The organism is Paraburkholderia ginsengisoli NBRC 100965 (assembly GCF_000739735.1).
GTDB lineage: Bacteria > Pseudomonadota > Gammaproteobacteria > Burkholderiales > Burkholderiaceae > Paraburkholderia > Paraburkholderia ginsengisoli.
On record NZ_BBJF01000014.1, the window covers coordinates 201737 to 228006 of the forward strand.

General features: G+C 66.5%; 19 protein-coding genes and 2 riboswitches. Of the genes, 12 read left to right on the top strand and 7 right to left on the bottom strand.

Translation table 11 applies throughout. From position 1 onward, the window contains the following. Window positions 1-60 precede the first annotated feature (60 nt). Window positions 61-786, bottom strand: a complete 726-nt coding sequence (locus BGI01S_RS21705) for an anti-sigma factor family protein (protein ID WP_042328077.1) — start codon at window positions 784-786, stop codon at window positions 61-63. Window positions 787-1091: 305 nt separating this feature from the next. Between BGI01S_RS21705 and BGI01S_RS21710 the strand changes: the two genes are divergently transcribed. The 8 genes from BGI01S_RS21710 to BGI01S_RS21745 all read left to right on the top strand — a co-directional run bounded on the left by BGI01S_RS21710 (window position 1092) and on the right by BGI01S_RS21745 (window position 13298). Then, window positions 1092-1361 carry a DUF4148 domain-containing protein gene (locus tag BGI01S_RS21710; protein WP_042328078.1) on the top strand — a complete coding sequence of 90 codons (270 nt, stop codon included), beginning with the start codon at window positions 1092-1094 and terminating at the stop codon, window positions 1359-1361. Between the two features lie 108 nt (window positions 1362-1469). Next, window positions 1470-2609: a catalase family peroxidase gene (locus BGI01S_RS21715; RefSeq protein ID WP_042328079.1), complete on the top strand. Its 1140-nt coding sequence runs from the start codon at window positions 1470-1472 to the stop codon at window positions 2607-2609. Next, complete coding sequence (locus BGI01S_RS21720; protein WP_042328080.1) at window positions 2606-3145, top strand: cytochrome b; 540 nt, start codon at window positions 2606-2608, stop codon at window positions 3143-3145. The genes BGI01S_RS21715 and BGI01S_RS21720 overlap by 4 nt, the downstream gene beginning before the upstream one ends. Window positions 3146-3428: 283 nt before the next feature. After that, window positions 3429-6953 (top strand): DEAD/DEAH box helicase, encoded by a 3525-nt coding sequence (locus BGI01S_RS21725; RefSeq protein WP_042328081.1) that lies wholly within the window; start codon window positions 3429-3431, stop codon window positions 6951-6953. A 964-nt stretch (window positions 6954-7917) separates the two neighbouring features. After that, entirely contained in the window at window positions 7918-8655 is a 738-nt protein-coding gene (locus BGI01S_RS21730; protein ID WP_042328083.1) for a response regulator transcription factor, read from the top strand. A 14-nt stretch (window positions 8656-8669) separates the two neighbouring features. Continuing rightward, window positions 8670-10103, top strand: coding sequence for a FecR domain-containing protein (locus tag BGI01S_RS21735; protein ID WP_084585455.1), 1434 nt, complete (start codon window positions 8670-8672; stop codon window positions 10101-10103). 67 nt (window positions 10104-10170) lie between these two features. Continuing rightward, window positions 10171-12672: a CHASE2 domain-containing protein gene (locus BGI01S_RS21740; RefSeq protein WP_042328085.1), complete on the top strand. Its 2502-nt coding sequence runs from the start codon at window positions 10171-10173 to the stop codon at window positions 12670-12672. Further along, a complete protein-coding gene (locus BGI01S_RS21745) occupies window positions 12669-13298 on the top strand; it encodes a DUF4136 domain-containing protein (RefSeq protein ID WP_408638636.1) in 630 nt (209 codons plus the stop codon). The genes BGI01S_RS21740 and BGI01S_RS21745 overlap by 4 nt, the downstream gene beginning before the upstream one ends. Before the next feature lie 10 nt (window positions 13299-13308). On the opposite strand, the gene bluB is transcribed toward BGI01S_RS21745, so the two are convergent. From bluB to cobA, 5 genes are read right to left on the bottom strand one after another with little or no spacing between them, the layout of a single operon-like run. Continuing rightward, window positions 13309-13968, bottom strand: coding sequence for a 5,6-dimethylbenzimidazole synthase (gene bluB / locus BGI01S_RS21750; RefSeq protein WP_042328087.1), 660 nt, complete (start codon window positions 13966-13968; stop codon window positions 13309-13311). Beyond that, the gene (locus BGI01S_RS21755) at window positions 13952-15310 is read right to left on the bottom strand and encodes a cobyrinate a,c-diamide synthase (protein ID WP_084585456.1); all 1359 of its coding nucleotides are present in this window, start codon (window positions 15308-15310) and stop codon (window positions 13952-13954) included. Before BGI01S_RS21755 ends, bluB begins: the two co-directional genes overlap by 17 nt. 3 nt (window positions 15311-15313) lie before the next feature. After that, window positions 15314-15916: a cob(I)yrinic acid a,c-diamide adenosyltransferase gene (cobO, locus tag BGI01S_RS21760; protein ID WP_042328088.1), complete on the bottom strand. Its 603-nt coding sequence runs from the start codon at window positions 15914-15916 to the stop codon at window positions 15314-15316. Continuing rightward, window positions 15913-16473 carry a cobalamin biosynthesis protein gene (locus BGI01S_RS30775; RefSeq protein WP_042328089.1) on the bottom strand — a complete coding sequence of 187 codons (561 nt, stop codon included), beginning with the start codon at window positions 16471-16473 and terminating at the stop codon, window positions 15913-15915. The genes cobO and BGI01S_RS30775 overlap by 4 nt, the downstream gene beginning before the upstream one ends. After that, window positions 16470-17258 (bottom strand): uroporphyrinogen-III C-methyltransferase, encoded by a 789-nt coding sequence (gene cobA, locus BGI01S_RS21770; RefSeq protein ID WP_042328119.1) that lies wholly within the window; start codon window positions 17256-17258, stop codon window positions 16470-16472. The genes BGI01S_RS30775 and cobA overlap by 4 nt, the downstream gene beginning before the upstream one ends. 240 nt (window positions 17259-17498) lie before the next feature. After that, a riboswitch (cobalamin riboswitch) is annotated at window positions 17499-17739 on the bottom strand. Window positions 17740-17806: 67 nt separating this feature from the next. Continuing rightward, window positions 17807-18087, top strand: a riboswitch (cobalamin riboswitch). Window positions 18088-18294: 207 nt separating this feature from the next. Here cobA and cobW point away from each other — a divergent pair. The 4 genes from cobW to BGI01S_RS21790 all read left to right on the top strand — a co-directional run bounded on the left by cobW (window position 18295) and on the right by BGI01S_RS21790 (window position 25072). Then, a complete protein-coding gene (gene cobW / locus BGI01S_RS21775; RefSeq protein ID WP_303621169.1) occupies window positions 18295-19398 on the top strand; it encodes a cobalamin biosynthesis protein CobW in 1104 nt (367 codons plus the stop codon). Between the two features lie 6 nt (window positions 19399-19404). Then, a complete protein-coding gene (gene cobN, locus BGI01S_RS21780) occupies window positions 19405-23268 on the top strand; it encodes a cobaltochelatase subunit CobN (RefSeq protein WP_042328091.1) in 3864 nt (1287 codons plus the stop codon). Beyond that, entirely contained in the window at window positions 23265-24389 is a 1125-nt protein-coding gene (locus BGI01S_RS21785; protein WP_042328092.1) for an ATP-binding protein, read from the top strand. The genes cobN and BGI01S_RS21785 overlap by 4 nt, the downstream gene beginning before the upstream one ends. Window positions 24390-24490: 101 nt before the next feature. Next, a complete protein-coding gene (locus BGI01S_RS21790; protein WP_042328120.1) occupies window positions 24491-25072 on the top strand; it encodes a vWA domain-containing protein in 582 nt (193 codons plus the stop codon). Between the two features lie 51 nt (window positions 25073-25123). Here the strand turns inward: BGI01S_RS21790 and BGI01S_RS21795 are convergent, their stop codons facing one another. Next, window positions 25124-26104, bottom strand: a complete 981-nt coding sequence (locus BGI01S_RS21795) for a flagellar brake protein (RefSeq protein ID WP_042328093.1) — start codon at window positions 26102-26104, stop codon at window positions 25124-25126. Between the last annotated feature and the right edge of the window lie 166 nt (window positions 26105-26270).

The following is a 26270-nucleotide window of genomic DNA, read 5'->3' on the forward strand; positions in this document are numbered from 1 at the left end:
CGGCCATTTTATTCCGCAGCTGCACGTGAAAGTTATCGAGTGGTGGACGTCATCGCGCGGTTATCGCGCCGTCATCGCGTCGGCGGCGCGCATCAGTCCATGGGTACGGGCGTCGCCCGCCACCACGAAGCGCTGGCGCTGCGCGGTCCAGGTCAGCAACCGGATCTCGCCGATGCGGCGCGCGGCCCACTGCGGCTGCGCCGGCGCGAGCAGCGCGAGTGTCGACATGACCACCACCGGCTGGTTGTCGCCGTTCAGGTAGATGAACTCGCTGGCGCGCTGGAACGGGCCGAGCGACAGCGCGCGCCGCTCGACCAGCCGCAGGCCGATCGCGCCGAGTTCGGGCGCGGCCGGGTCGGCGCGCGTCGGCGATGCGGGCGGAAACGGCTGCGCGGCGGTTTCCGCGAGGGCCATTACCGCGGCGTTGTCGAGCGCCTGGGCGGACACCTGGGTGGCGGCCAGCCAGCCGCTCGCGGCCGCTACCGTCAGCGCGAGCGCGACGAGTGTGTCGATGAGTTTGCGTCGGCGGCCGGTTGGCTTTGCGCGTTCGAGCGCGCGGCGCGATCCGTCGACCTGGTTCGCGGCGGGCTCGTCGGTGGTTTGGAAGGCCTGCTGGATCTGTGCGTTCAGTCGGCCGTAAAACGCCACGCGCCGCGCTTCCGCCGGGTCCCGGCCGAGATAGTCGCGCAGAAACGCCGCGCGTTCCGGCGTCAGTGTGCCGTCGGCGTAGGCCTGAATGTCGGCTTCGGAAAGCGGCGAGTCGGGTGGGACGTCGATCGAGGTCATGGTGTCGGTGGTCGTCGGAGTGCGGCTATCGAGGGGCGAACACACGCAGAGGCGGGTTTATTCCACGCATGATTCGATGCTTGCCACGCGCCGCTTTTCAAAGCCGCCGGGCACGCGTTGGTCACGCCGTCCCGACGCATTGCCGATTCTTTTTCCTTGTCGCCGAACAGCGGGCAAACCCGCGCGAGCCCGCTTTTATTCCGCGTTTTAGCGATGTTTTTTTCCCGCCGTCGACGCAGGAATAAAAGCCGCCAGGCCGTAGTTCTCCCTGATGCGAACCCGCACAACACTCATTGGAGTCCATCATGAAGAAGCTCGCATTTGCCGCATTGTCCGTCGTCGTTCTGGCTGCTTCGTCGAGCGTTTTTGCGCAAGGCAAGACGCGCGCCGAGGTGTACCAGGAACTGATCGAGGCGCAGCAGAACGGTCTCGATTACATCACCGACGCATCGTACCCGGACGTCAATCCGGTCTTTGTGGAACAAGTCAAGCATCGCAAGGAGGCGCTCGCGGCACGAGCGGCGGCGGCCAGCAGTGTCGCCAGCGGCAACGCGCCGGCAGGCAGCGTCAATTGAAGTGTCGGCAGCCGGCGCGCGAGTGGAGCGGGCGCGCCGGCGTCGAGTGGAATAGATCGCCGCCGCGCGTGTTAGCCGGTAGGTGCATCCACCCGACAAGGAGTCCCCGTGACACAACCTCCCGTTCCCAACTCCGGGCCTGTCTGCGTGCCATGCCGGCTCGCGGTGATCGGCGCGGTCGTGCTGGTGCTGGCCGGCGGCTTTGCGTACACCGCGGGCTGGCTGACGCCCGCGCGTCTCACGGCATCGCGCTTCATCAACACGTTCGAAACCGTCGCGGGTCAACCGCACCCCGGCTACCGGCGCAATCATGCGAAAGGCCTGTGCGTCGAAGGTTACTTCGACAGTAACGGCAACGGCGCGGCAGTGTCGCGCGCAACCGTATTCGCGCCGGGACGCACGCCGGTCACCGGACGCTTCGCTGTGCCCGGCGGCAACCCGTCCGCGCCCGACACCAGTTCGCCGGTGCGCAGCCTCGCGTTGCAGTTCCAGCTGGCGAATGGCGAGCAGTGGCGCACCGGCATGAATTCGACGCCCGTTTTCGCCGTGCATACGCCCGAGCAGTTTTATCAGCAGCTGCTCGCCGCGCGGCCCGACCCGGCGACCGGCAAACCGGACCCGGCGAAACTCAAGGCGTTCTATGCGGCCAATCCCGAGACCTTGCCGTTTCAGAACTGGGTGAAGGCGCATCCGCCTTCATCGAGCCTCGCGAATGCCGCTTACTACGGCATCAACGCTTTCCGCTTTACCGACAGTTCGAACACGACGCGCGCCGTGCGCTGGGCGATGGTGCCCGAGACGCCGTACGCGCCGATCACCGACGCGCAGAAGGCCGCGAAGAATTTCCTCGAGGCCGATCTCGATCAGCGTTTGCAAAGCGGGCCGTTGCGCTGGCATCTGTTGCTGACCGTCGCGCAACCGGGCGACCCCACCGACGACGCCACGCTGCAATGGCCCGCCACTCGCCAGCAGATCGACGCGGGCACGCTGGTGCTCGAGCACGCGAATTCACAGGAAGATGGCACGTGCCGCGACATCAACTTCGATCCGACGATCCTGCCGGCGGGCATCGCGCCATCGGACGATCCATTGCTTGCCGCGCGTTCGGCCGCGTATGCGCTGTCGTTCCAGCGCCGCACGCGTGAGGAAACGCTGCATCCGGCGGTTCATCAAAAGCTCACCCAAGGTCAGACAGCAGGGCAGACACAAGGGCAGACACAAGGGCAAGCACAAGGAGATCACTCATGACACCGGCACCGACTCATTTCAGTCCGCTCGCGCGGCTGCTGCATTGGACGATGGCGCCGCTGATCCTCGCGATGCTGTTCATCGGTGTGGGCATGGTTGCGACCGTTGCGCGCGCGCACAACACGCTGATCGCGATTCACAAGCCGCTCGGCATTGCGTTGCTGCTGCTGGTGGTGGTCCGCGTGGGCGTGCGCATCGTCCGCGGCAGCCCGCCGTTGCCTGCCGACATGGCGGCGCCGCAGCGGATCGCGGCGAAGGCTTCGCATCTCGTGTTGTATGCGCTGATGGCGACAATGCCGTTGATCGGCTGGGCGATGCTGTCAGCGGCGGGATATCCGCTCACGCTATACGGTCCGCTGCATTTGCCGCCGATCGCGCCGCATAACGTCCAACTGTTCGCGGTGCTGCGTGCGTTGCATACGTGGCTCGCGTTTGCGCTATTCGCGACGGTGTTGCTGCATCTGGCGGCTGCGCTGTTTCATGGATTGATCCGGCGCGATGGGGTGTTTTCGAGTATGGCGCGCGGGGGGCGGTAGAGGAGGCGGGGCTGGTGGCGCGGGGGTGCTGATCAGGGGCGTTGGGGTTTGGCCGTGCTTGCGATACTAGCCATGACTCCGCGGGCCCGGTGCGTACCTGCGAGCCAACAAACGCGCCAAACCCGCCCCCACAGCCAAGCCGCGCCAACGCGTAAAATGGCCGGCTATCACGGGCAATCGCAGCCGGACTGCGCGCCGCCGACGCCCGCCTCAGCGCAGCGTCCGGCGAGCCGCATCCTCCACGCGCGATTGCCTTCGCCGGCTTGAATAGGAATGGACGCCGATGTCGTCAGTTTTCTTTGATCGGGAACGGATTGCAGAATGGCTCGGTGATCGGGCCGTGGCCAAAGCGCGCTCGGTGGGTCCCGTCACGCACGTGAGGTGGCAGGGCGCCACGCTCAGTGGCGACGTCCAGGGCACGCAGCCGTTGCCGTACCGAACACGCGTGCGCTTTCGCACCGACGGCGGTTCGCCGTGGGCACAGAGCGACTGCAGCTGCCCGGTCGGCCGCGACTGCAAGCACGTCGCCGCGCTGCTGCTCGCCGAACTCGACTATCACGACGAGATGGACCACATCACCCAGGTCGACCCCGACCAGGACCACGCGCCGGACGACGGCACCTCACCATCCAGTCTGCCGCCGAAACCCTTGACGAATCTGACCCGGCCGTCCGGCGTGCGTCCCGAAGTGGTGAGCTGGCTGGAGCGTTTCCGTGCCCGCGCCGAAGCCGCCGGCACGGTCGCGCAGAAAGCGGGCGCCGTGCGCCACCAGACGCTGGCGTACCGGCTGAACTGGTCCGACTTCCACATGCGCCACGAGGTCGTGCTTTATCGCGCGCGCTGCAACCTGGACGGCGTGGTCGTCGCAATCGACGAACCCTGGGACAACGTGGAAGCCGCGCTCCTCAAGCAGCCTAAATTCGTCTCCGACGAAGACTTGTCGATCCTGCGCGGCCTGTGGCTCGGCCGCTCGCGCGAGGACTTCGGGCAGTTCATCCTGCGCGGCACCAATGGCGCGGAGATGCTGCAGAAGCTGATTTCGACGGGGCGTCTGTTCTTCGATTTCGAACCCGCACCGGGTCGCGCGGAACCGGCCCCGCTGGCGCGCGCCGCCGACCGCCCCGGCCGCATCGAATGGGAGCCGCTCGCCGACCAGCGTCTGCGGCCCGTGCTGCGCACCGAACCGCGCGCGTCGATGGTTCTGCCGACCGAGCCGGTCTGGTATGTCGACGGCGCGGCGAACGAAGCGGGCATCGTCCAGTCGTCGCTGCCGTTCCAGCAGTTGCCCGATTACCTCGCGATGCCGCCGATCTCGCTCGCTGAAGCACCGCTGGTCGCGTCGGTGCTGCGCGAGATCGCGCCCGGCTTGCCGCTGCCGCCCACGCACGACGCGTCCGCGATCCGCGTGATCGACGTCGAGCCGGTGCCGGTGCTTACGCTCAACAGCCACGCGTTGCCGTCGGCGGCGAAGGGCGAGCGGCGTAAAACTGAGACGGTCGAACTGGCCGGCGTGAGCTTCGACTACGACGGCGTGAGCATCAACGTCGATAGTAGTGTCACGCTGGTGCCGATGCCGGGCGGCGATGTGATCCATATCCGCCGCCGTTACGACGCCGAGAAAAAGCGTCTGCTGGAACTGCGCAAGACCGGCCTGCAGAAAGTGCCGACCAGCCGCGTCTACGCGTCGCGCCTGTTGCCCGACACGATGCTCGGCTTGCCCGATACCGACGCGTGGTCGGCGTTCGTCAACGACGCGGTGCCGGAGCTCGTGAGCCAGGGCTGGCGCGTAACGATGGCGCCGGAGTTCCGCTACAACGTGATCGAGATCGACGCGATCGACGGCACCGCGCATCAGGCCGGCGACGGCTGGTTCGATCTGGAGATGGGCATTCGCATCGGCGAGCGCAACGTGCGGCTCGAGCCGCTGCTCGCCGACCTGTTCCGGCGCGATCGGCGCTGGCTGAGCGGCGCGCTCGAGAGCATCGCCGACAGCGAACCGATCGAGCTGAAGACCGAAGAGAACAAGCGGCTGCGCTTGCGTGCCGATCGTCTGAAGCCGGTGGTGCGGGTACTCGTCGATCTGTTCGATTCGCTCGGCGGCACGCTGGCCGAAGGCGCGCCGCTGCGCGTGCCGTCGGTCGATGCCGGGCGGCTCGACGCGTTGAACGAGACGGGCCGCTGGCAATTCCGCGGCGACGATTCGATACGCCAGCTCGCGCGTCGTCTGCAAGCCGGGCCCGGCCTGCGCGAAGTGCCGGTGCCGCGCGGTCTGAAGGCGGAACTGCGCGCGTATCAGCACCAAGGCCTGAACTGGATGCAGTTCCTGCGCGAACAGGACCTGGCCGGCGTGCTCGCCGACGACATGGGGCTCGGCAAGACCGTGCAGACGCTCGCGCACATTCTCGCGGAGAAGGAGGCGGGGCGGCTGAAGCGTCCCGCGCTGATCGTCGTGCCGACCACGCTCGTGCACAACTGGCGCGAGGAAGCGCGACGCTTCGCGCCCGAATTGAAGGTGCTGGTTCTCAATGGCCCGCAACGCAAGGAGCGCTTCGAGCAGATCGGTGAACACGAACTGATTCTGACGACCTACGCGTTGCTGTGGCGCGATCAGAAGGTGCTCGCCGAGCACGAGTATCACCTGCTGATTCTCGACGAAGCGCAGTACGTGAAGAACGCCAGCACCAAGGCCGCGCAGGCGATCCGCGGGTTGCGCGCGCGGCATCGGCTGTGTCTGACGGGCACGCCGCTGGAGAATCACCTCGGCGAGTTGTGGTCACAGTTCGATTTTCTGCTGCCGGGTTTCCTCGGCAGCCAGAAAGACTTCACGCGGCGCTGGCGCAATCCGATCGAAAAGAACGGCGACGGCGTGCGTCGCGCGTTGCTCGCGCGCCGTATCCGGCCATTCATGCTGCGCCGTCGCAAGGACGAGGTCGCGAAGGAACTGCCCGCGAAGACCACCATCGTGTGTTCGGTCGATCTGGAAGGCGCGCAGCGCGATCTCTACGAAACGGTGCGCACGGCGATGCAGGAGAAAGTGCGCGTTGCGGTCAGCGCGCAGGGGCTCGCGCGCAGCCACATCATCGTGCTGGACGCGTTGTTGAAACTGCGCCAGGTGTGCTGCGATCCACGCCTCGTCAGGACGCTCAAGGCCGGCGATGCCGTGCAGCCGGATCAAGCGACAGCCGGGCGTTCCGCCGAACCCGCGGCCGACTCGCCGACTGGCAAGCGAGGCAAAGCGGACCACGAAAAGCTCGAGAAGAGCGCGCGCGCGATGCGGTCGGCCAAGCTCGATCTGCTGCTGTCGATGCTGCCGGAGCTGATCGAAGAAGGGCGCCGCGTGCTGCTGTTTTCGCAGTTCACCGGCATGCTGTCGCTGATTGCCGAGGCGCTCGACGAAGCCGCCATTCCATACGTGATCCTGACCGGCGACACCACCGATCGCGTCACGCCCGTCGAGCGGTTCCAGCAAGGCGACGTGCCGCTGTTCCTGATCAGCCTCAAGGCGGGCGGCGTCGGTCTGAACCTCACTGCCGCCGACACGGTGATCCACTACGATCCATGGTGGAACCCGGCCGCCGAGAATCAGGCGACCGACCGCGCGCATCGGCTGGGGCAGGACAAGCCGGTGTTCGTCTACAAACTGATCGCAGCGGGCAGTATCGAAGAAAAGATCGTGGAATTGCAGGAGCAGAAGGCGGGGCTCGCCGACAGCATCCTCTCCGAAGACGCGGCGGGCGCCGCCAAGTTTTCCGACGACGACCTGGACGCGCTGTTCGCGCCGATGCCGGAGATCGAAGGCGCGCGGTAGTTCGCGGAGCGGCTGTAGCAAAACGTCCGCGCGTGTGAATTGACAGTTGCGGGCGCCTGAGTTCGTCTCAATCCGCGTCTACATGGCGCGGGGATTCCACGCGAGGCGCGAAGACGCTCTGTGTAAGAGCTGCCTTGATCACCTTCGCAAACGGAGTTCTTTCGTCTAGAGCCCACTTCCGGTAGCCGCTACTTTCGTGTCACTCGTGCGGCTAGACTCTGGCGAGCGTGAAGTGTTTCGAGCGGCGTCGCCTCGACGAGGCGACGCCGTTTTTTGCCTCACAAGTGAGACTTACGCTTTCCACTTCAACGCCGAATCGCCGCGTTGCATTTCTTTAGTTAGGTGATTGCCATTAGTTGCCGCGCGCGATTTTTTATGAGATAAAGCGGCGCTCAACATCATCGACGCGATACCCGCAAGCAAACCGCCAGCTCTTTGTCGTAATTTAACAATCTTTAAACGATTTATTTCGAGATCGTTCTTATACTCACTCGAAAATTGTTAAATCACTAAGCCGCGAATGAGAGTTTTCTGAAACGGCGTAAGTGAGCGGGGCCAATGACCGTGCGAGCGAGACCAACCGACCCAGACGCCGATTCGCGCAGGTCGAAATCTATAGCCGGCGGACCCGGCGAGACTTTCTAAAGAACATGCGAAAACGGCCCTCGGCCGAAAGCCGCGACGGCTTGCCGCTGGACGGTGTCCGAAAAAAAAGTGGGGGTTTTCGATTATGATGACCTGCCCTGAATAATCTGTAGGATAAAGTCGATCGATATATGCGTTGATTTCAGATTGTGCGGAAGCAACGCGGAAACGGGGGCGAGGAAAGGACTACTAGTCGAAAGATGTACGACTGGAGCTTGAATTGGAAGCCGGATCGGCGGTGTGCGAATGCCGTCATCCCGGTCGTCTGCCGGCTAGCCGGCCACCAGTTACGAAGGACGATGTCGCGTTGCGGGGTTTTATGAGAATTGCAGTGCTGGATGACGATGCGGCTCAGGCCGATCTGGTTTGCCAAACGCTGTCGGCGGCCGGCCATATTTGTCACGCTTATAGCGCGGGGCGGGAACTGGTGCGGCAGTTGCGCCGGCAGACTTTCGATCTGCTCGTGCTCGACTGGAACGTCCCTGACATGTCGGGCGAAGAGGTGCTGCGCTGGGTGCGCGAAAGCCTCTCCGAACGCCTGCCGGTTCTGTTCATGACGAGCCGCGGCCGCGAAACCGATATCACGTCGATACTGAACACCGGCGCGGACGACTATCTCGTCAAGCCGGTATCGGGCGCCGTATTGCTGGCGCGCGTCGGCTCGCTGCTGCGTCGCGCCTATTACCTCAAGCCGCCAGCGGCCAAAGAAGTGTTCGGTGAATTCGAATTCGATCTGGGCGCGAAGCACGTGGTGGTGCGCGGCACGGCGGTCGCCGTCACGCAGAAAGAGTTCGAGCTCGCGTTGCTGCTGTTCCAGCACCTGAGCCGGCCGCTGTCGCGCGCGCACATTCTCGACGTGATCTGGAAGCAGGCCACCGACATCCCTTCGCGCACGATGGACACGCACGTGTCGATGCTGCGCAGCAAGCTCGGACTGCGGCCGGAGCACGGCTATCGTCTGACGCCCATTTACGGCTATGGCTACCGGCTCGAGCGAATCGAAACCGACTCACCGGCAACGGCCGCCGATGAAACGCCTGAGGCGGGGCAGGCGTGACGCTTTCCCTGACCATGGCGATGCGCGAGAGCGTCACTGGGCCGGGCCGTCGCGCCGGCCGGCTGGCACTGGCCGGCCTGATCGCAATGGGCTGGTGCGGGTCAGTGTGGGCCGACTCGCACCCGTCCCGCGCGCTCGGGGCGCCCGTCAAAGCAACTGCGCCGGCCTATGTGCAATACACGACGCGCGAGGGCGATTCGCTGTACGACATCGCCAACCGTTATCTGGACGGTGAGGCCGACTGGGCGACGCTGAGCCGTCTGAACCATGTGCCCGTGCCGCGCCGCATGCCGGCCGGCATCGTGTTGCGTCTGCCGGCCGGCAAACTCAAACAGGATTGGGAAACCGCCCACGTCGTAGCGACCAGCGGTCCGGCCGAGCGCGCGTTCGGCAAGAACCCGTATGTGCCGCTCACGACCAACGCCGCCCTCGTCGAAGGCGATCGCATTCGCACCGGGCCGAACGGCTTTGTCACGCTGGAGTTGCCGGACCACTCGTTCGTCACGGTTGCGCAGAACGGCGAGATGGACATCGGCACGCTGCGTCGCATCCGCTTGACCGGCGCGGGCGACCGCGTGTTCGACCTGCATCGCGGCGAAGTCGAAAGCCAGGTCACACATGCGACAAAACATGACGATCGTTTCCAGATTCGCTCACCGTCGGTGGTGGCTGGCGTGCGAGGCACGCGCTTCAAGGTGACCTACAGCGGCGACGCGCAGACCACCACCGTGGCGGTGCTCGACGGCGCGGTCGGCGTCGATCCGGCCGCGCACAATGGCCGCGATCTCGCGCCGTTGCCCGGTGTGCCGCTGCAGGCGTCCGAGCAGCTCGTCAAGGCGCGCTTCGGCAACGTCACGCATGCGGGCGGCGCGGTCGGCGGTCCGGTCCAACTGCTGCCGGCGCCAGCCCTGGCCCAGCCGGCGAGGGTGCAGGACGGCAAGACGGTCGCGTTCGACATCGTGCCGGCCGAACAGGCCGCCGGCTACCGCGTGCAGATCGCGCGCGACGCTGACCAGCTCGACCTGATCCGCGACTTGCGCGTGAGCGAGCCGCACGCGGACTTCGGCGATCTGCCCGATGGTACGTACTTCGTGCGCATCGCCTCTATCGCCGCCGACGGTCTCGACGGTTTGCCGCAGGTGTACGCGTTCGAGCGGCGTCAGGTGGGGCTGGACGTGTCGGCCGGCCCGCGCGCCGGTACTCACGACTACGAGTTCCGCTGGCTCGTCGGCCGCACGAACGTCGATACGCGCTTCCGCTTCGTGATGGGCAAGACGGCCGATCTGAGCCAGCCGATCGTCGATCGTACCGATCTGTCGGGCGGTCAACTCGTCGTCAGCGATCTGCCGGCCGGCGTCTATTACTGGACGATCGTCGCCGAGCAGTTCGAGAACGGCCGCTTCTACGAAACGAGCAGCGCAGTCCGCTCGTTTACGATCGCGCGCTGACGCTGGTAGATTGGCGGGACCGGCTCACCGGCCGGCCCGCTCCCTAGCTCTGGACCCCCGCATCCATTTGCCGACCACACCTAAGCGCCTGAGCCTCGTCGACCTGCGCGCCCGTTTCGGGCGGCGCGCCGGCCGGCGCTTCCTGATCGAATGGGTGAGTGTCGGCTGCCTCGGCATCGTCGTGATTCTGCTCGCCTCGGTCGGCCGGCTGAGCACGGGCGTCGATCTGCTGGTGTACGACCAGTTCCTGAGTGCGCGCGCGCGGCCCCTGTTGCCCGAGATCGTCGTGATCGAAATCGACAATGCGAGCGTCGCGGAACTCGGCCGCTGGCCGTGGCCGCGCAGCGTCCACGCGCAACTGCTCGAACAGATTGCGAAAGCGAAACCGGCCGCCGTGATCTTCGACGTGCTATTCACCGAGGCCAATCCCGAAGACGCCGTGCTCGCTCACGCGGTCGCGCTGAGCCCGACCTATCTGCCCGTGCTGCTCACTCCGCCCGACGCGTCGGGACGCCGTACGGTCGTCGAACCGGTGGCGCCGCTGGCGCACGCGGCCGCCGGGCTCGGCCATATCAATCTCGAAGTGGACAGCGACGGCATCGTGCGCAGTGTCGCCCAATTTCAGGGCGACGCCGGTTCGCGCTGGCCGCAGTTGATGGTGACGGTCGCCGACGCGTTCGAGCGCGGCGCGCTGCGCCTGCACGGCAAGGCGTGGCGGCCATCGCCGGCCAGCGTGGCGGCGCGCCAGGCCGCCCACGATGACAGCGGCGAAGACCGCTTCCTGATCCCGTTCGGCTCGAACGCGGAGAACTACGCGAAGCTGAGCTTCGCGAGCGTGCTCGCCGGCAATGTACCGGCCGACCAGTTGCGCGGGCGCATCGTCGTAATCGGCGTGACGGCGTCGGGCCTGTACGACCGCTTCGCGACGCCGGTGTCCGGCGAGCTGGGTCCGCTGCCCGGCGTGTACATCCACGCGAACGTGCTCGACACGCTGCTCACCGGCCGCGAGATTCAGCCAGCCGGAAGCTGGCTGGTGTTCGCCGTGTCGCTGTTGCCGCTCGCGGTGCTGCTGGCCGGCTTTCTGGTGCTGTCGCCGCGTCGCTCGCTGCTGCTGACGGTCGGCCTCGTGCTGCTCGCGGCGGTCGCGAGCGCGGGGTGGCTATACGGCGCACGGTTCTGGATGTCACCGGTGCCGGCGATCGTCGGCGTCGTCGTGGTGTATCCGATCTGGAACTGGCGGCGCCTCGAAATGACGATGGCCTATCTGCGCAAAGAACTGCAGCGCCTCGCCGATGAACCGCATCTGCTGCCGGAAACGCCGCAGCGCCGCCGCGAGTTCAGCGGCGATGTGCTGGAGCAGCATATGGCGCTGATGGCGCAAGCCGCGCAGCGGGTGCAGGACATGAAGCGCTTCGTGTGGGACAGCCTCGACAGCATGCCCGAGCCGATCCTCGTGAGTGACCTGCGCGGCGTCGTGCTGATCGCGAACCACGCGGCCAAGGCGCACTTCGCGCGGCTCGGCGCGCCGCTGCCCGAGGGGCGGCACATGCAGGCGGTGCTGGGCGGCCTGACGCTCGTCAAGACGATCGACGGCGACGCGGCGCTCGATGCCGAACACAATCAGTTCGCGCATGCGCACTGGCCGGCGCTGCTCGATCCGACGCGCGGCGAGTTTGCCGCGTTGATGGCGCAGGGCGTCGAGGTGCGCGACGCCAACGCGCGCGACCATCTGCTGCGCTACGCGACCTGCACCAACGCGCAGGGCGAGACGACCGGCTGGATCGCGGGTCTCGTCGACGTGTCGGCGCTGCACGCGGCCGAGCGTCAACGCGAAGACGCGTTGCGGCTGCTGTCGCACGACATGCGCTCGCCGCAGGCGTCGATTCTGGCGCTGGTCGAGATCGAGCGCGCCCGCACCGAGCCCGCGCTTGCGCGCGATCTGCTGGGGCGCATCGAGCGTTATGCGCAGCGCGCGCTCACGCTCGCCGACGATTTCGTGCAACTGGCGCGCGCCGAATCGCAGGCGTATGTGCTCGAACCGGTGAACCTGGACGAACTGCTCATCGACGCGAGCGACGAGGTCTGGCCGCAGGCGCACGCGAAGCGCATCACGCTGGAGACCAACACCGGCGCCGCTGCGGATGCCGACGACGACCACTGGATCTGCGTCGACCGCTCGCTGATGACGCGCACGCTCGTCAACATTCTGAACAACGCAGTCAAGTACAGTCCGCCCGACACGCATATCGAGTGCAGCGTCGACAGCGAGCCGTCGACGGTCGTGCCGGGCGTCGCGCGGCGCGTGTCTTGCACGATCCGCGACCAGGGGTATGGCATTCCGAAGGAGCAGCAGGCAGGTCTGTTCGAGCGCTTCCGCCGCTTTCACGCGACGGAGCGGCCCGAGGTGGGCGGCGCGGGGCTCGGCATGGCGTTCGTCAAGACCGTCGTGACGCGCCATGGCGGCGACGTCGAGGTGGTGAGCGCGCCCGGCGACGGCACCGCCTTCACGATCCGGCTGCCGGCGCTCGACGACCAGCAGTCCGACTCGCCGGTCGCGCGGCGGACATGACGGATCAACACGCAATTTACCGAAACGAGAAGATGGAAAAAGTCACTCTGATGTGTGCCGCGCTGGCGGCGGCGAGCCTCACCGGTTGCGCGGGCCTGAATGCCGACGTGCACACCGCGAATCCGTCGGCGGGGCTGCAAGGCGACCCGACTTATACGATCACGCGGCTGCCGTCGCAGGATGCCAGCGGCGATCATCCGCAATTCGAGTCGTTGCTGCGCGACGAGCTGGCCAAACGCGGCTTCGTCGCCGCGGCGGGCAACGGCGCGCACTATCTGCTGTCGATTGCGTACGACACGCAGCCGGCGGTCGTCGGAATTGGCGGCAAGGACTGCGCGCCGAGCGACTGCGGCAAGGCCGACGCGCCGTTCGCGCTGTTCGGCGGGACCGCGTACCAGCATTCGTTGACGCTGCGCTTTTTCGAGCGCACGAGCGGCGAGGAGCGCTACAAGGTGCGCGCGGTGATCGCCGATCGCGATGCGGACCCGCTGCATGCGATGCCGGTGCTCGTAACAAGCGCGCTGGCGAAGTTCCCGTTCGACGCGTCGTCCGATTGGCGCGTGAAACTCAAGCAGGACAAGGCGGGCGGCGTGCCGAGCGTGATCTCGGTGAAGCCGCTGCAGTAGAGCGCGAGTGCTATTGCGGCGTCGCGCCGGCTTCCGGCCAGGTGTTTTCGAACACGCAATCGGCGAGCGGCAGGCGGCTCGCCCAGCGCTCGGTTTCGAGCATCGGCTCGCTGTAGAACTCGTCGACGTGGCCCAGACACAGAATCGCCACCGGCCGCGCGCCGTCGGGCATATGCAGCAGCGTACGCACCGCGTCGACATCGAATAGCGACACCCAGCCCATGCCGAGACCCTCGGCGCGCGCGGCGAGCCACATGTTCTGGATCGCGCACGCGACCGACGCGAGGTCCATCTCCGGCAGCGTGCGGCGCCCGAAGATATGCCGCTCGCGGCCATCCATCAGCGCGATCACCAGCAGTTCGCCGCACTCCAGCATCCCTTCCACCTTCAGCTTCATGAACGCTTCGCGGCGTTGGCCGAGCGCGTCGGCGGTGGCGAGCCGTTCGCTTTCGACCGTCGCGTGCAACGCGCTGCGCAATGCCGCGTCGGTGATCCGCATGATTCGCCACGGCTGCATGAAGCCGACGCTCGGCGCGTGATGCGCCGCGTCGAGCAGACGCTGCAGCACGGCCGGATCGACCGGATCGCTGACGAAGTGGCGCATGTCGCGGCGTTCGTAGATCGCGCGATAGACGGCGTCGCGCTCGGAGTCGTTAAAAGGCTTCGCCATGGAACAGGGCGGCCGTGAAGGCCGGGTTGGAGGGCCAATAAGCGTGCATATAAGTCGCGACGATCGAGCCCGCGCGATACACGGCCTCGCCGGGTGCCTCGCCTTGCGGCCGGGTGGCCGAGCGCAGCGCAATGAGCGGCGTGCTCAGCTTCGAGTAGTGAAACGTGTGACCGGTCATCGGTCCGTACAGACCGTCGAGCTGCTGCATGCCGAGTGCGCTGAAGCGCGTTTGCATCGTCGCGTGACCGGGCAGCAGGCCGAGCATCGGCGTCGTGACGCCGTGCGTGTCGGTCAGTCGATCGAGCAGATAGAGCAGGCCGCCGCATTCGGCAACCAGCGGCTTGCCGGCTGCCGCGTGCGCGCGAATCGACGCCGCGCTGCGTGTGCCGCCGGCAAGCGTCGCCGCGTGCAGTTCCGGATAGCCGCCGGGCAGGTAGAGCGCGTGGGCGTCGTCGGGGACGGCCTCGTCGGCGAGCGGTGAGAAGTAGACGACCTGCGCGCCGAGCGCTTCCAGCAGTGCGACGTTGGCCGGATAGATGAACGAGAACGCGGCATCGCGCGCGACCGCGATGCGCTTGCCGTCCAGCAGACGCGGCAACGCTTGCGGCAGCGGCGCGCCGAAGTCGACCGGCGGCGGTAGTTCGGCCAACGCGGTTTGGGCGAGCGTGTCGGCGGCGCGCTCGAGGCGCGCGTCCAGATCGTCGATCTCCGCCGCCTGATGCAGGCCGAGGTGGCGGTCGGGCAACGCGATCTCAGCGCTGGCCGCGATGGATCCGCACCAGCGCAGCTCGCGCGGCAACGCTTCTTCGAGCATCTGCGCGTGCCGCGCCGAGCCGACGCGATTCGCGAGCACGCCATAAAACGGCACCTGCGGCCGGAAGCGCGCGAGACCGAACGCGACCGCGCCGAAGGTTTGCGCCATCGCCTTCGCGGAGATCACTGCGAGCACCGGCACGCCGAAGGCGGTTGCGAGATCGGCGCTGCTCGGCGTGCCGTCGAACAGACCCATCACGCCTTCGATCAGGATCAGATCGGCTTCGGCCGCCGCCTGCGCGAGCAGATTGCGGCACCCGGTTTCGCCGACCATCCACAGATCCAGCGACAACACCGGCGCGCCGCTCGCGCGTTCGAGGATCATCGGGTCGAGAAAGTCCGGGCCGGTCTTGAAGACGCGCACGCGCCGTCCGAGCCGCCGGTGATAGCGGGCGAGACCGGCGGTGATCGTGGTCTTGCCCTGGCCCGACGCCGGGGCGCTGATGAACAGCGCGGGACACGCGCCGGAGGAACTTGCCGTTCGGGTCGCCGCTGAGGAAGCGCCTGTGGGCCGCTCGCGCTCGGACATCGCTCAGAACTCCACGCCGCGCTGTGCTTTCACGCCTTGCTCGCGATACGGATGCTTGACGATGCGCATCTCGGTGACGAGGTCGGCGGCTTCGATCAGCGCGTCCGGCGCGTGGCGACCGGTCACCACCACATGCAGCATCGCGGGGCGCGCGTCGAGCACCGACAGTACTTCGTCGAGCGGCAGGTATTCGTACTTCAGCACCGTGTTCAGCTCGTCGAGGATCACCATCTGATAGTCGCCGCTTTCGATCATCCGGCGCGCCTCGTCCCAGCCTTTGCGAGCGGTGGCGATGTCGGCGTCGCGGTTCTGCGTGTTCCAGGTATAGCCGTCGCCCATCGTGACGAAATCGCATTGGGCGATCGCGCCGAGGAAGTCGCGCTCCGACGTATGCAGCGCGCCCTTGATGAACTGCACGACGCCGAGGCGCATGCCGTGTCCGAGCACCCGCACGGCCATGCCGAATGCGGCAGTGGTCTTGCCCTTGCCGGTACCGGTATTGACGATCAGCAGGCCTTTTTCGACGGTGGCGGCGGCCTGCTTTTTCTCATGGCCTTCGCGTCGGCGCTCGGTCATGCGTTGATGCGATTCGGGATCGGTCTTCATCGAAGGTCCTGTGGGTGAGGGGCGGGGTTGGGGTGTTCGCGATTGGCGTCGAGAACGGATGTGGCGATTGCGGCTGCGCTTGCGGCGATCGCCACGGTGACGCCATCGTGATGAGTCTTCGGCACGAGGAGGCGCACGGTTGACGCTGTTGCTGCCGCGCAGGCGGCAGATGTGGTCTGCGCAACCGCCTCAAAGGGTATGCCGCGCTCATCGGCAGCGGTATGCGCGGCAGTCGCAACAACGGTGGCCGCTTCGCACGACGCCGCGAGCAACGCGCACGGTTCGCAGACGCCATCCACGCCGAGATGCTCGCGCACCGCTGACGACGCGTTGGCAATCGGCATCGCCGCGATCTGCTCGCGGCTGAACAGGTGCAGCGGCAGCGCGTGACGTGCGCAGAATTCGAGCAGGCCGGCTTCGTCGGCTTTGGTGTCGATCGAGGCGACCGCGCGAATCCGATCGAATTCGAGCGAGCCCAGCGCGGCGCGCACTGCCGCCTCGATCTGCGCGGCCGAGCGGTGCAAGCGGCAACCGATGCCGACGCTCAGCGTTTTCATCGGGCATTTGCTCCGGGAGTGGGGGTTGCAACGGCGGACGCATCAACCACGTTCGCCTCGACCGCCGCGCGAGCCAACGCCAGCGACGCCACGCCGCCGATCACTACAATCGCCGGCGAGCCGAGTCCCGCGCGTGCCACCGCATCGGCGAATTCATCGAGCCGCGCGAGCACATGACGTTGCTCGGGACGCGTCGCCGACTCGATCGCGGCACACGGCGTATCGGCAGACATGCCGGCCGCAATCAACGCGCTCACGATCTTTCCGAGCCGCCGCATCCCCATGTAAATCACCAGCGTCATGCGCGTGGCGACGAGCGCGGCCCAATCCGGCTCGCCGCTGTCCGCGCCGTGTCCGGTGACGAACACCACGCCCTGCGCGAAGTCGCGGTGCGTGACCGGAATGCCGATCGCGGCAGGCGCTGCGATCCCCGCCGTGATGCCGTTGATCACTTCGACTTCGATCCCCGCCTCATGCAGCGCCTGCTGCTCCTCACCGCCGCGGCCGAACACGAACGGATCGCCGCCCTTGAGCCGCGCGACGCGGCGTCCGGCCCGCGCATGCTCGAGCATCTGCGCGACGATGCCGGCTTGCGGCGTCGACGGATGCCCGCCGCGTTTGCCGACATACACGACCTGCGCATCGGCGCGCGCGAATTGCAGCACGTCGGGATTCACGAGGTCGTCGACCAGCACCACGTCGGCTTGCGCGAGCGCGCGGGTCGCCTTCAGCGTCATCAGTTCGACGTCGCCGGGACCGGCGCCGATCAGCCACGCGCGGGTCATCACGGCGTGCATGGCGTGGGCCATGTCGTAGTCGTTGGCATAGGGCAAAACAGGAAGGAGCGCCAGTTGGCGGAGGTCGAGATCATGCGGTGCTACGGATTCAGGCGCGACGACCGCGAGGCTCATCGCGAAATCGCGCGGGAAACTTCTCTCGCAACAATCCGCAACCCACGCGTGACGTCGTGCTTCAGCGCCTTCACATCCGTCCCTCGCGGATTCCGGCGGCCGGCGGCGTGACGTGCGCCACCTCCGCGTCTGGCCGGTATCCGGGCTGGCGGCCTCATGCGCTTTGCCTTCCCGTGCCGGATTCGCCGGACAGTGGCATCGAAAACGCATGCGCGGCGTGTGCTGAAGAAACAGCGCGCCGCAGGTCGCTTACCGTTGCGGGGACAGCACAGGTTGAGCGCACCACGCGCTGCCTGTTTCCCGTTTAACTGCACACGCGAACGCATGTGCGGGCACCAAACGCGCGCATACGATAGCACACGGCGCCCCGCCCGATAAGCGCCGCCGGCTAGCGTTTTCTTGACTGCGCAAGGCCGCGGGCCTACACTCGCACGCACTTTGGTGCTCGTATGCGCGCTCGTGCGCATGCAGTTAAACGGGAAACAGGGCGCCCACCTGCAATGGATCGGGTCAACCTGTGCTGCCCCCGCAACGGTAAGCGAAAAGTGGCGTCGGCGTTTATTGCTCGACGCCGCGGAGCCGGCTTCGATGTCCACGCGCAAGGCCGCGTCGGCATATCACCACTGGGCGAGAAATCACTCGTCCGGGAAGGGGAAGCGGCGCTTTCGCCAGCCCGGATACCGGCCAGAATAAGCAGGACGCTCGTCGCGGGGATGCGACGGCGCGTTCATGACCTCATACCCGCTTTCTGCTTTCCGTTGTCGCGGCAACGCCGTCGTTCGTCCCCGTGTGTTGTGATGGTGCCGGCTTGCCGTGCGTGCGCTCGCGCATGCTCGCCTCGCCGGCTCATGCGGACAGACGGGCGCACACGCACGGCAAACTCGCGCAACGCCTACGGATGGACCTCACGATGCAAACGCAAATGCGCAAGATCCCCGTCACCATCGTCACGGGCTTTCTCGGCAGCGGCAAGACCACGCTGCTGCGGCACATTCTTCAGCATGCGGGCGGCAAGCGCATCGCGGTGATCGTCAACGAGTTCGGCGAACTCGGCATCGACGGCGAAATCCTCAAAGGTTGCGGCATCGGCTGCGATGAAAACGGCGTCGAAAGCGAAGGGCAACTGTATGAACTCGCGAACGGTTGCCTGTGCTGCACCGTGCAGGAAGAGTTCTTCCCGGTGATGGAAAAGCTCGTCGAGCGCCGCGAGCAGATCGATCACGTGCTGATCGAAACCTCCGGTCTCGCGTTGCCCAAGCCGCTAGTGCAGGCGTTCAACTGGCCGCAGATCAAGAACAGCTTCACCGTCGATGCGGTCGTCACGGTGGTCGACGGCCCGGCTGCGGCGAGCGGTCAGTTCGCCGACAACCCCGTTGCCGTCGACGCGCAACGCAAGGCCGATCCGAATCTCGATCACGAGTCGCTGCTGCACGAGCTGTTTGAAGATCAACTCTCCGCCGCCGACCTGGTGATCCTGAACAAGACCGATCTGCTCGACGACGCTCAGCAGAGCGCCGTCGAAGCGGTGATCCGCGAAGAAATTCCGCCGCAGGTGAAGATCGTGCGCGCGCAGATGGGTCAGCTCGATCTGCACACGTTGCTCGGTCTCGAGGCGGCGTCGGAAGAGACCATCCACTTGCGCCACGATCACCACGGTTCCGCCGACGACGCCGATCATCATCACGACGAATTCGATTCGGTGGTCGTGCAGGCGAACGCGCCCTCGCGTGAAGCGGTGATCGCCGCGTTGCAAGGACTCGTCGAGTCCAGCACGATTTACCGCGTGAAAGGCTTCGCGGCATTGCCGGGCGCGCCGATGCGTCTCGTGATCCAGGGCGTGGGTCGGCGCTTCGACAGCTATTTCGATCGACGCTGGCAGGCCGGCGAAGGTGGCGCGGGCTACGCGAGCCGCTTCGTGCTGATCGGCGAGGACCTCGATCAGGCCGCGTTGCAACGCGCGTTCGATACTGCGCTCGGCGTCGTGCCGTCGAGCACCGAAGCCCACCAGGCGTAAGCGCCGATGCATCTGCTGCGCACCACGCCGGGCGGTTTCGTCGACGATACGCAGGGCGTGATCCGCATCGATCAGCAGCCCGCCGACATCGTCGTGCTCAGTTCCGCCGACACCACACTGTCACTGCTCGCGAGCGTGTTTGCGCGTCTCGGCGAGGGCTTCCCCAGCGTGCGGCTTGCGAACGTCACGTATCTGCGCCAACCGGCGTCGGTCGATTTCTATATCGAGGACGTGTTGCAACACGCGCGCGTGGTGGTGGTCGATCACCTCGGCGGCGAGGCGTACTGGCCGTACGGCATCGAGCAGGTGGTCGCGCTGGCGGAGCGCAAACAGCAAACGCTCGCGATGTTTTCCGGCGACCTGCAGGAAGATCCCAATCTGCTCGCGCGCAGCACCGCCGATGCCGCGTTGTGTCATCAGCTATGGCGCTATCTGCGCGAAGGCGGCCCGCAAAACGCCGAAGCGTTTCTGCGCTGCATCGCGTATCGCGCGTTCGGCAGGGGACGCGAGCCGGCGCCGCCGCGCGCGTTGCCGGCCGCGGCGCTCTATCATCCGCAACACGACACGCCGACCATCGCCGACTGGCAGGCGCGCTGGCAACCCGGCGCGCCGGTCGCGGCGATCCTGTTCTACAAGGCGCATTTGCAGGCGGCCAACACGGCGGTGTTCGACGCGCTGATCGACGCGCTCGAAGCGCAAGGCGTCAATCCGCTGCCGCTCGCGATCACGTCGCTGAAGGATGCGATGAGCCGCGACGTCGTGCAGACGCTGTGCGCGCAACATCGGGTCGCGCTGGTGCTCAACACGACCGCCTTCGCCGCGAGCGCGATCGACGACCCCGCGCCGCTCGCGCTCGCCGGTGACGCGCCGGTGTTCCAGGTGATCCTGAGCGGCGGCAATCGCGACGACTGGCTCAAGGACAACCAGGGCCTCAATTCGCGCGATATCGCGATGCATATCGCGCTGCCGGAAGTGGACGGACGCATCATCACGCGCGCGATCAGTTTCAAGGGACTCGCGTATCGCTGCCCGCACACGCAGGTCGACGTGGTCCGTTATCAACCGGACCTCGAACGTGTCGGCTTTCTCGCCGAGCTGAGCCGCCGCTGGTGCAGGCTGCGTTCGCTCGATAACGCGGATAAAAAACTCGCGCTGATTCTTGCCAACTATCCGATGAGCGAAGGACGCATCGGCAACGGCGTGGGGCTCGACACGCCGGCGTCGGTGGTCGGCATTCTCGCGATGCTGCGCGACGAAGGCTATCGGCTCGCGAATGCGTTGCCCGTGGATGGCGACGCGCTTCTGAAGAAGCTCACCGAGGGCGTGACCAATGATCCGGTGGTTCGCGATCTGCGTCCCGCGTTGCAAAGCCTCGCGCTCGACGATTACCTGCTGCATTTCAATGCGCTGCCCGCCGCCGCGCGTCAGGCGCTGAACGCGCGTTGGGGGCCGCCCGAGCAGGACCCGACGTTGCGTCGCGGCCGCTTCATGATCGCGGGCTGGCGTTGCGGACAGGTGTTCGTCGGCATTCAGCCTTCGCGTTCGCGCGAGCAGGGCGACTATGCGAGTTATCACGACGCCGACCTGGTGCCGCCCCATGCGTACCTCGCGTTCTATTTCTGGCTGCGTCACCAGTTCGGGATCGACGCAGTCGTGCATGTCGGCAAGCACGGCAATCTCGAATGGCTGCCCGGCAAGAGCGTCGCGTTGAGCGATACGTGCTGGCCCGATCTGATTCTCGGGCCGATGCCGCATCTGTATCCGTTCATCGTCAACGATCCGGGCGAGGGCAGTCAGGCCAAGCGGCGCGCGCAGGCCGTGATCGTCGATCATCTGATGCCGCCGCTCACGCGCGCCGAAAGCTATGGGCCGTTGCAGGACCTGGAGCGCCAGGTCGACGAATACTATGAAGCGCTGATGGTCGATTCGCGTCGCTCGAAGCTGCTGCGCAGCACGATTCTCGCGACCATCGTCGAGCACAGGCTGCACGAGGAACTGAGTCTCGCGGAACCGAACGGCGCCGACGCCGAGGACGCGCTGCTCACGCGCGTCGACGCGTGGCTGTGCGAGCTGAAGGAAGCGCAGATTCGTGATGGCCTGCACACGTTCGGACAATCGCCCGACGGTGTGCAGCGGCGCGATACGCTGCTTGCGTTGGGGCGCTTTCCGGTCGGCGACGGTCGAGGCGGCAACGCGGGTTTGATCGATGCGCTGGCGCGCGATCTGCACATGGATCATCTGTTCGATCCCTTGTCGGTGGACTGGTCGGCGGTGTGGGACGGGCCGCGGCCCGACGTATTGCAACAGGTGAGCGATGCGCCTTGGCGGCATTGCGGCGACACGCGCGAGCGGCTCGAATTGCTGGCTGCGCAAATGTTGAACGGCGTGTGCGCCGCTCGCGCCGATGCGGACGCAATGATGGGCGATGTGGTGCGCGGGATGCCGGACGAACCATCGGACGCGATACCCGCAATGCCGCTAATGGGTACGTTGCCGCAAGCGGAGTTGGTCATCGAGCGTTTGCGCAACGACGTACTGCCGCGCCTCGACGGTTGCGGTCCGCAGGAAATGCTGCAACTGAAGCGCGGCCTCGAAGGGCGCTTCGTGCCGCCAGGCCCGAGCGGTTCGCCATCGCGTGGACGACCCGACGTGCTGCCGACTGGCCGCAACTTCTATTCGGTAGACACGCGCGCGATCCCCACGCAGGCCGCGTGGTCGCTCGGTTTGAAATCGGCGCAACAGTTGCTTGAACGGCATCTGCAGGACAAGGGCGATTATCCGCGTGCGATCGGCCTCTCCGTGTGGGGCACCGCGACGATGCGCACCGGCGGCGACGACATCGCCCAGGCGCTCGCGCTGCTCGGCGTGCGGCCGAAGTGGGCGCCGGGCAGTCATCGTGTGACCGACTTCGAGATCATGCCGATCGAAGCGTTCGACCGTCCGCGTATCGACGTCACGTTGCGCGTGTCCGGCTTTTTCCGGGACGCGTTCGCGAACGTGATGCATCTGTTCGACGCCGCCGTGCAGGCGGTCGCCGAACTCGACGAACCGGAGGAGCTGAATCCGATTCGCGCGCGCGTGCTGCGCGAGCGCGATGCGCTGATCGCGCGCGGCATGGACCCAGCCGTGGCGCGCCGGCGCGCCGGCTGGCGCGTGTTCAGCGCGCGGCCGGGCGCGTATGGCGCGGGTCTGCAGGACATGATCGACTCGCGGCAATGGCAGTCCGACGCCGATCTCGCGAACGCGTATCAGGCGTGGGGCGGCTATGCGTACACGCAGAAGAGCGCCGGCGAAGAAGCGCGCGATGCGTTCGGCGCACGTCTCGCTGCGCTGGACGTGGTGCTGCAGAACCAGGACAACCGCGAGCACGACCTGCTCGATTCGAACGACTACTATCAGTTTCAGGGCGGTATGGTCGCGGCGGTCCGACATCTGGCCGGCAATCAGCCGAGCGTGTATCACGCCGATCACAGCAACCCGGCCGCGCCGCGCGTGCGCACGCTGCATGAGGAGATCGCGCGCGTGATCCGCTCGCGGGTGGTCAATCCAAAATGGATCGATGGCGTGAAGCGCCACGGCTATAAGGGCGCGGCGGAGATCGCCGCGACCGTCGACTATCTGTACGGTTACGATGCGACCGCGCGGGTGATCGCGGATCATCAATATGCGCTCGTCACCGATGCGTACCTGAACGACGCCGCGACCCGCGAGTTCTTGCAGCGGCACAATCCGCATGCGCTGCATTCGATCTGCGAGCGTTTGCTCGAAGCGATGCAGCGCGGTTTGTGGCAGGCGCCGGGCGAATACCGGACGCAAGTCGAACAGCACCTGCTCGCGAGCGAGCAGCAGATCGAAGGAATGCAGACATGAATGCAGCGACGTCAGCAGTGAGTCAGCACGCGAGCGAGGTGCCGCGCTCGGGCCAGCGGCCCGCGTTTCCGTTTGCCGCGCTGATCGGCCAGGGCCCGTTGCAGCAGGCGCTGCTGCTGGCCGCGATCGATCCGGGGCTGGGCGGCGTGCTGGTCAGCGGGCCGCGCGGCACGGCCAAGTCGACCGCGGCGCGCGCGCTCGCCGAGTTGCTGCCGCAAGGGCAACTGGTGAATCTGCCGCTCGGCGCGAGCGAGGATCGTCTGATCGGTACGCTCGATATCGAAACCGTGCTGCGCGACGGCGCGGTGCGTTTTTCGCCGGGGCTGCTCGCGAAGGCGCATCAGGGCGTGCTGTACGTCGATGAAGTCAACCTGCTGCCCGACGCGCTCGTCGATGCGTTGCTCGACGCGGCGGCGAGCGGTGTGAATACCGTCGAACGCGATGGCGTGTCGCACAGTCACGACGCAAGCTTCGTGCTGATCGGCACGATGAATCCCGAAGAGGGCGAACTGCGCCCGCAATTGATCGACCGCTTCGGCCTGATGGTCGAGTTGCAGAACTGCTTCGAGCCGCAGGTGCGGCAGGCGATCGTCAAGGCACGGCTCGCGTTCGATCTCGCTCCGCATGAGTTTCGCACGGGCTATGCGGCGCAACAGGCGGCGTACGTCGAGCGGATTCGCGCGGCGCGTGCAGCGCTGCCGCAACTCGCATTTGATGACGCCGTGCACGCGCACGTCAGCGCGTTGTGTATCGACGCGGCCGTGGACGGGCTGCGCGCCGATCTCGTGATGCTGCGCGCGGCGCGGGCGTTGGCCGCGTTGGAGCAGGCGGACGCGGTGACGGTGGAGCATGTCGGACGGGTCGCCGAGGCGGTGTTGATTCATCGGCGTCGTCAGCGTGATGGGCGGTCCGGTGGCGATGCGCGCGACGGCGATGGTCAAGCGCAGCGGGACGCGGTGGCGGGCAGCGACGCGGGTCGTTCGGCGGAACCTGCTCCTGCTGGGAACCCTGCATCCGCGCCCGGTCTCGCCGATGAGAACGATTGGGGCTACCTCGCGCCCGAGCCCGCGCCGACCACGCAAGTCAAAAGCGTCATCCCGCTCGACGCAAAAAAACGCTGAGCCATCGGAAAGGCGCCGCCGCTGACTCGCGCAGCGGTTTTCGATGGCGACAAGGCGTGAGTGCGATTGCGCGCAGTCATTTGCGCAGCGATGCGCACGGTATGCCGGGCAAGCGCATTGCATGGCCACAGACGCTCATGGCGAGGCGCACGGACGCACTGCGCGCCGAACATCTGCGCTTCGTGCGCGAGGCGCCGCGTGGCGGTGCGCTGCATTGCTTCGTGCTCGATTGCTCCGGCTCCATGCTGACCGGGGCCGCCCTCGCGCTCGCGAAGGGCTTGCTGATCGCGCTGTTCGACCGCGCGAGCGCCGCGCGCGCCGAGGCCGCGCTGATCTGTTTTGGCGGTGCGGGCGCGGACGTGCGATTCGGTCCGGCCGTGCCGCGCTGGTGGAACGAGCGGTGGCTCAGGCCCGTCGGCGGTGGTGGCGGCACGCCGCTCGCGTCCGGCATCCGGCGGGCCGCGCAGTTGCTGGAGCAGAGTGCGCGTGTGAAGCCTGCCCAGCAACGCTGGCTGTGGATTCTGACCGATGGCCGCACGCGCGACGAACCGGCGCGCCCGCTCGATGCGGATAAGGTCGTGTTCGTCGATTTCGAACGCGCGGCCGTACGGCTGGGTCGCTGCGCGGCGCTCGCGGAGGCGTGGGGGGCGCGGCGTGTTACGCCGGAAGAGCTGATTGGTTGAGTGGTCGGGCGGCGCGAACCCGTGGGTGCCGGGCCGCCCGCTTTGAAACGTCTATTTGAGGCCGTTCGACCAGTACAGCACGTCGTCCTGCCGGTCGAAAACGAAAACTTTCATCGCCATCTGTTGAGCCGCGTCGAGTCGATCCAGTTCGAGCCCGTGGGTCGAAGGTTCGCCCGGCGTCTTGCCTTTGTGCACATTGCGGATGATCGCGCTGGTCTCGATCTCCGTATCGAGTTCCGCCGACTTCAACCGAAACGCGAGCCGCAGCCGTTCGCCGACCGCGCCGAGGGTCCACGACGCGCTCAACGACATGCCGAGCGCGCTGATGCCCTTGGCCAAACCGAGTCCGTCGTAGGTGTTGCCCTTTGTGCTGTCTTTTGTGCCGTCCTTGGCGTCGCCCGCCTCGCCGAGGCCGAAGCGCACCGCCAGGTGCGCATGGACGCGGATCGATTTGCGCTCGCGCAGACGGCGGATGACGCCGGGCTTCGACAGCACGACGTAGTCGAAGGGCGCGCGGCAGACCGCTTCGACGGTGCAGACGAAGCGGAACACGGCCTGGCTCGCAATGGCGACGATCTCGATGTTTTCGCCGGGCGTGAGCGGCAGCAGACGGCCCTGCTGCAACGGCGGCGTGACGAAGAGCGCCTGATTCGGCGCAAAGCCGATGATGCGGCACGGGTGCATCGGCGCGCCACTGCCGAGTTGCGAACGCATGCCGATCAACGCGCCTATTTCAAGGTGCATGTCCTTGAGCGTGAGTTGGCTGGCGGAGTCCGTTGGCTGTGCCGCGGTGGGCGGCGGCTGGGTCGCCGGGTCCGGCAGATCGCCGCGCTGCGGGAGGAAGTGCTCGAACAGGAAGTTGCGCTCGTCCGTGGTCGCCAGCGTAGTGCCGTCGGCGAAAAGCAGCGAGCCGTCACGGTCGACGATCGGCCACGCGAGGGGCGTGCCGACCGGCACCGCATCCGGGCTGAGCACCGGCGATAACGCGGCAGGCGAGTGTTCCACGACGGGTTCGTCGACGGGATTGTCCATGGTCGGCGGCTATTTAAGTGGCGGGATATCTTGGTTGACGGCGGCGGCGCGAAAAACTTGAGCGGCGGAGGTGGGAGGCTGTTCGGGGTGGGGGCGTACGGGCCGACGAATTAGATCGGATGACTAACTAATTTTGCATGCTTGCCGGAGACCCGGTCTTTCGGGC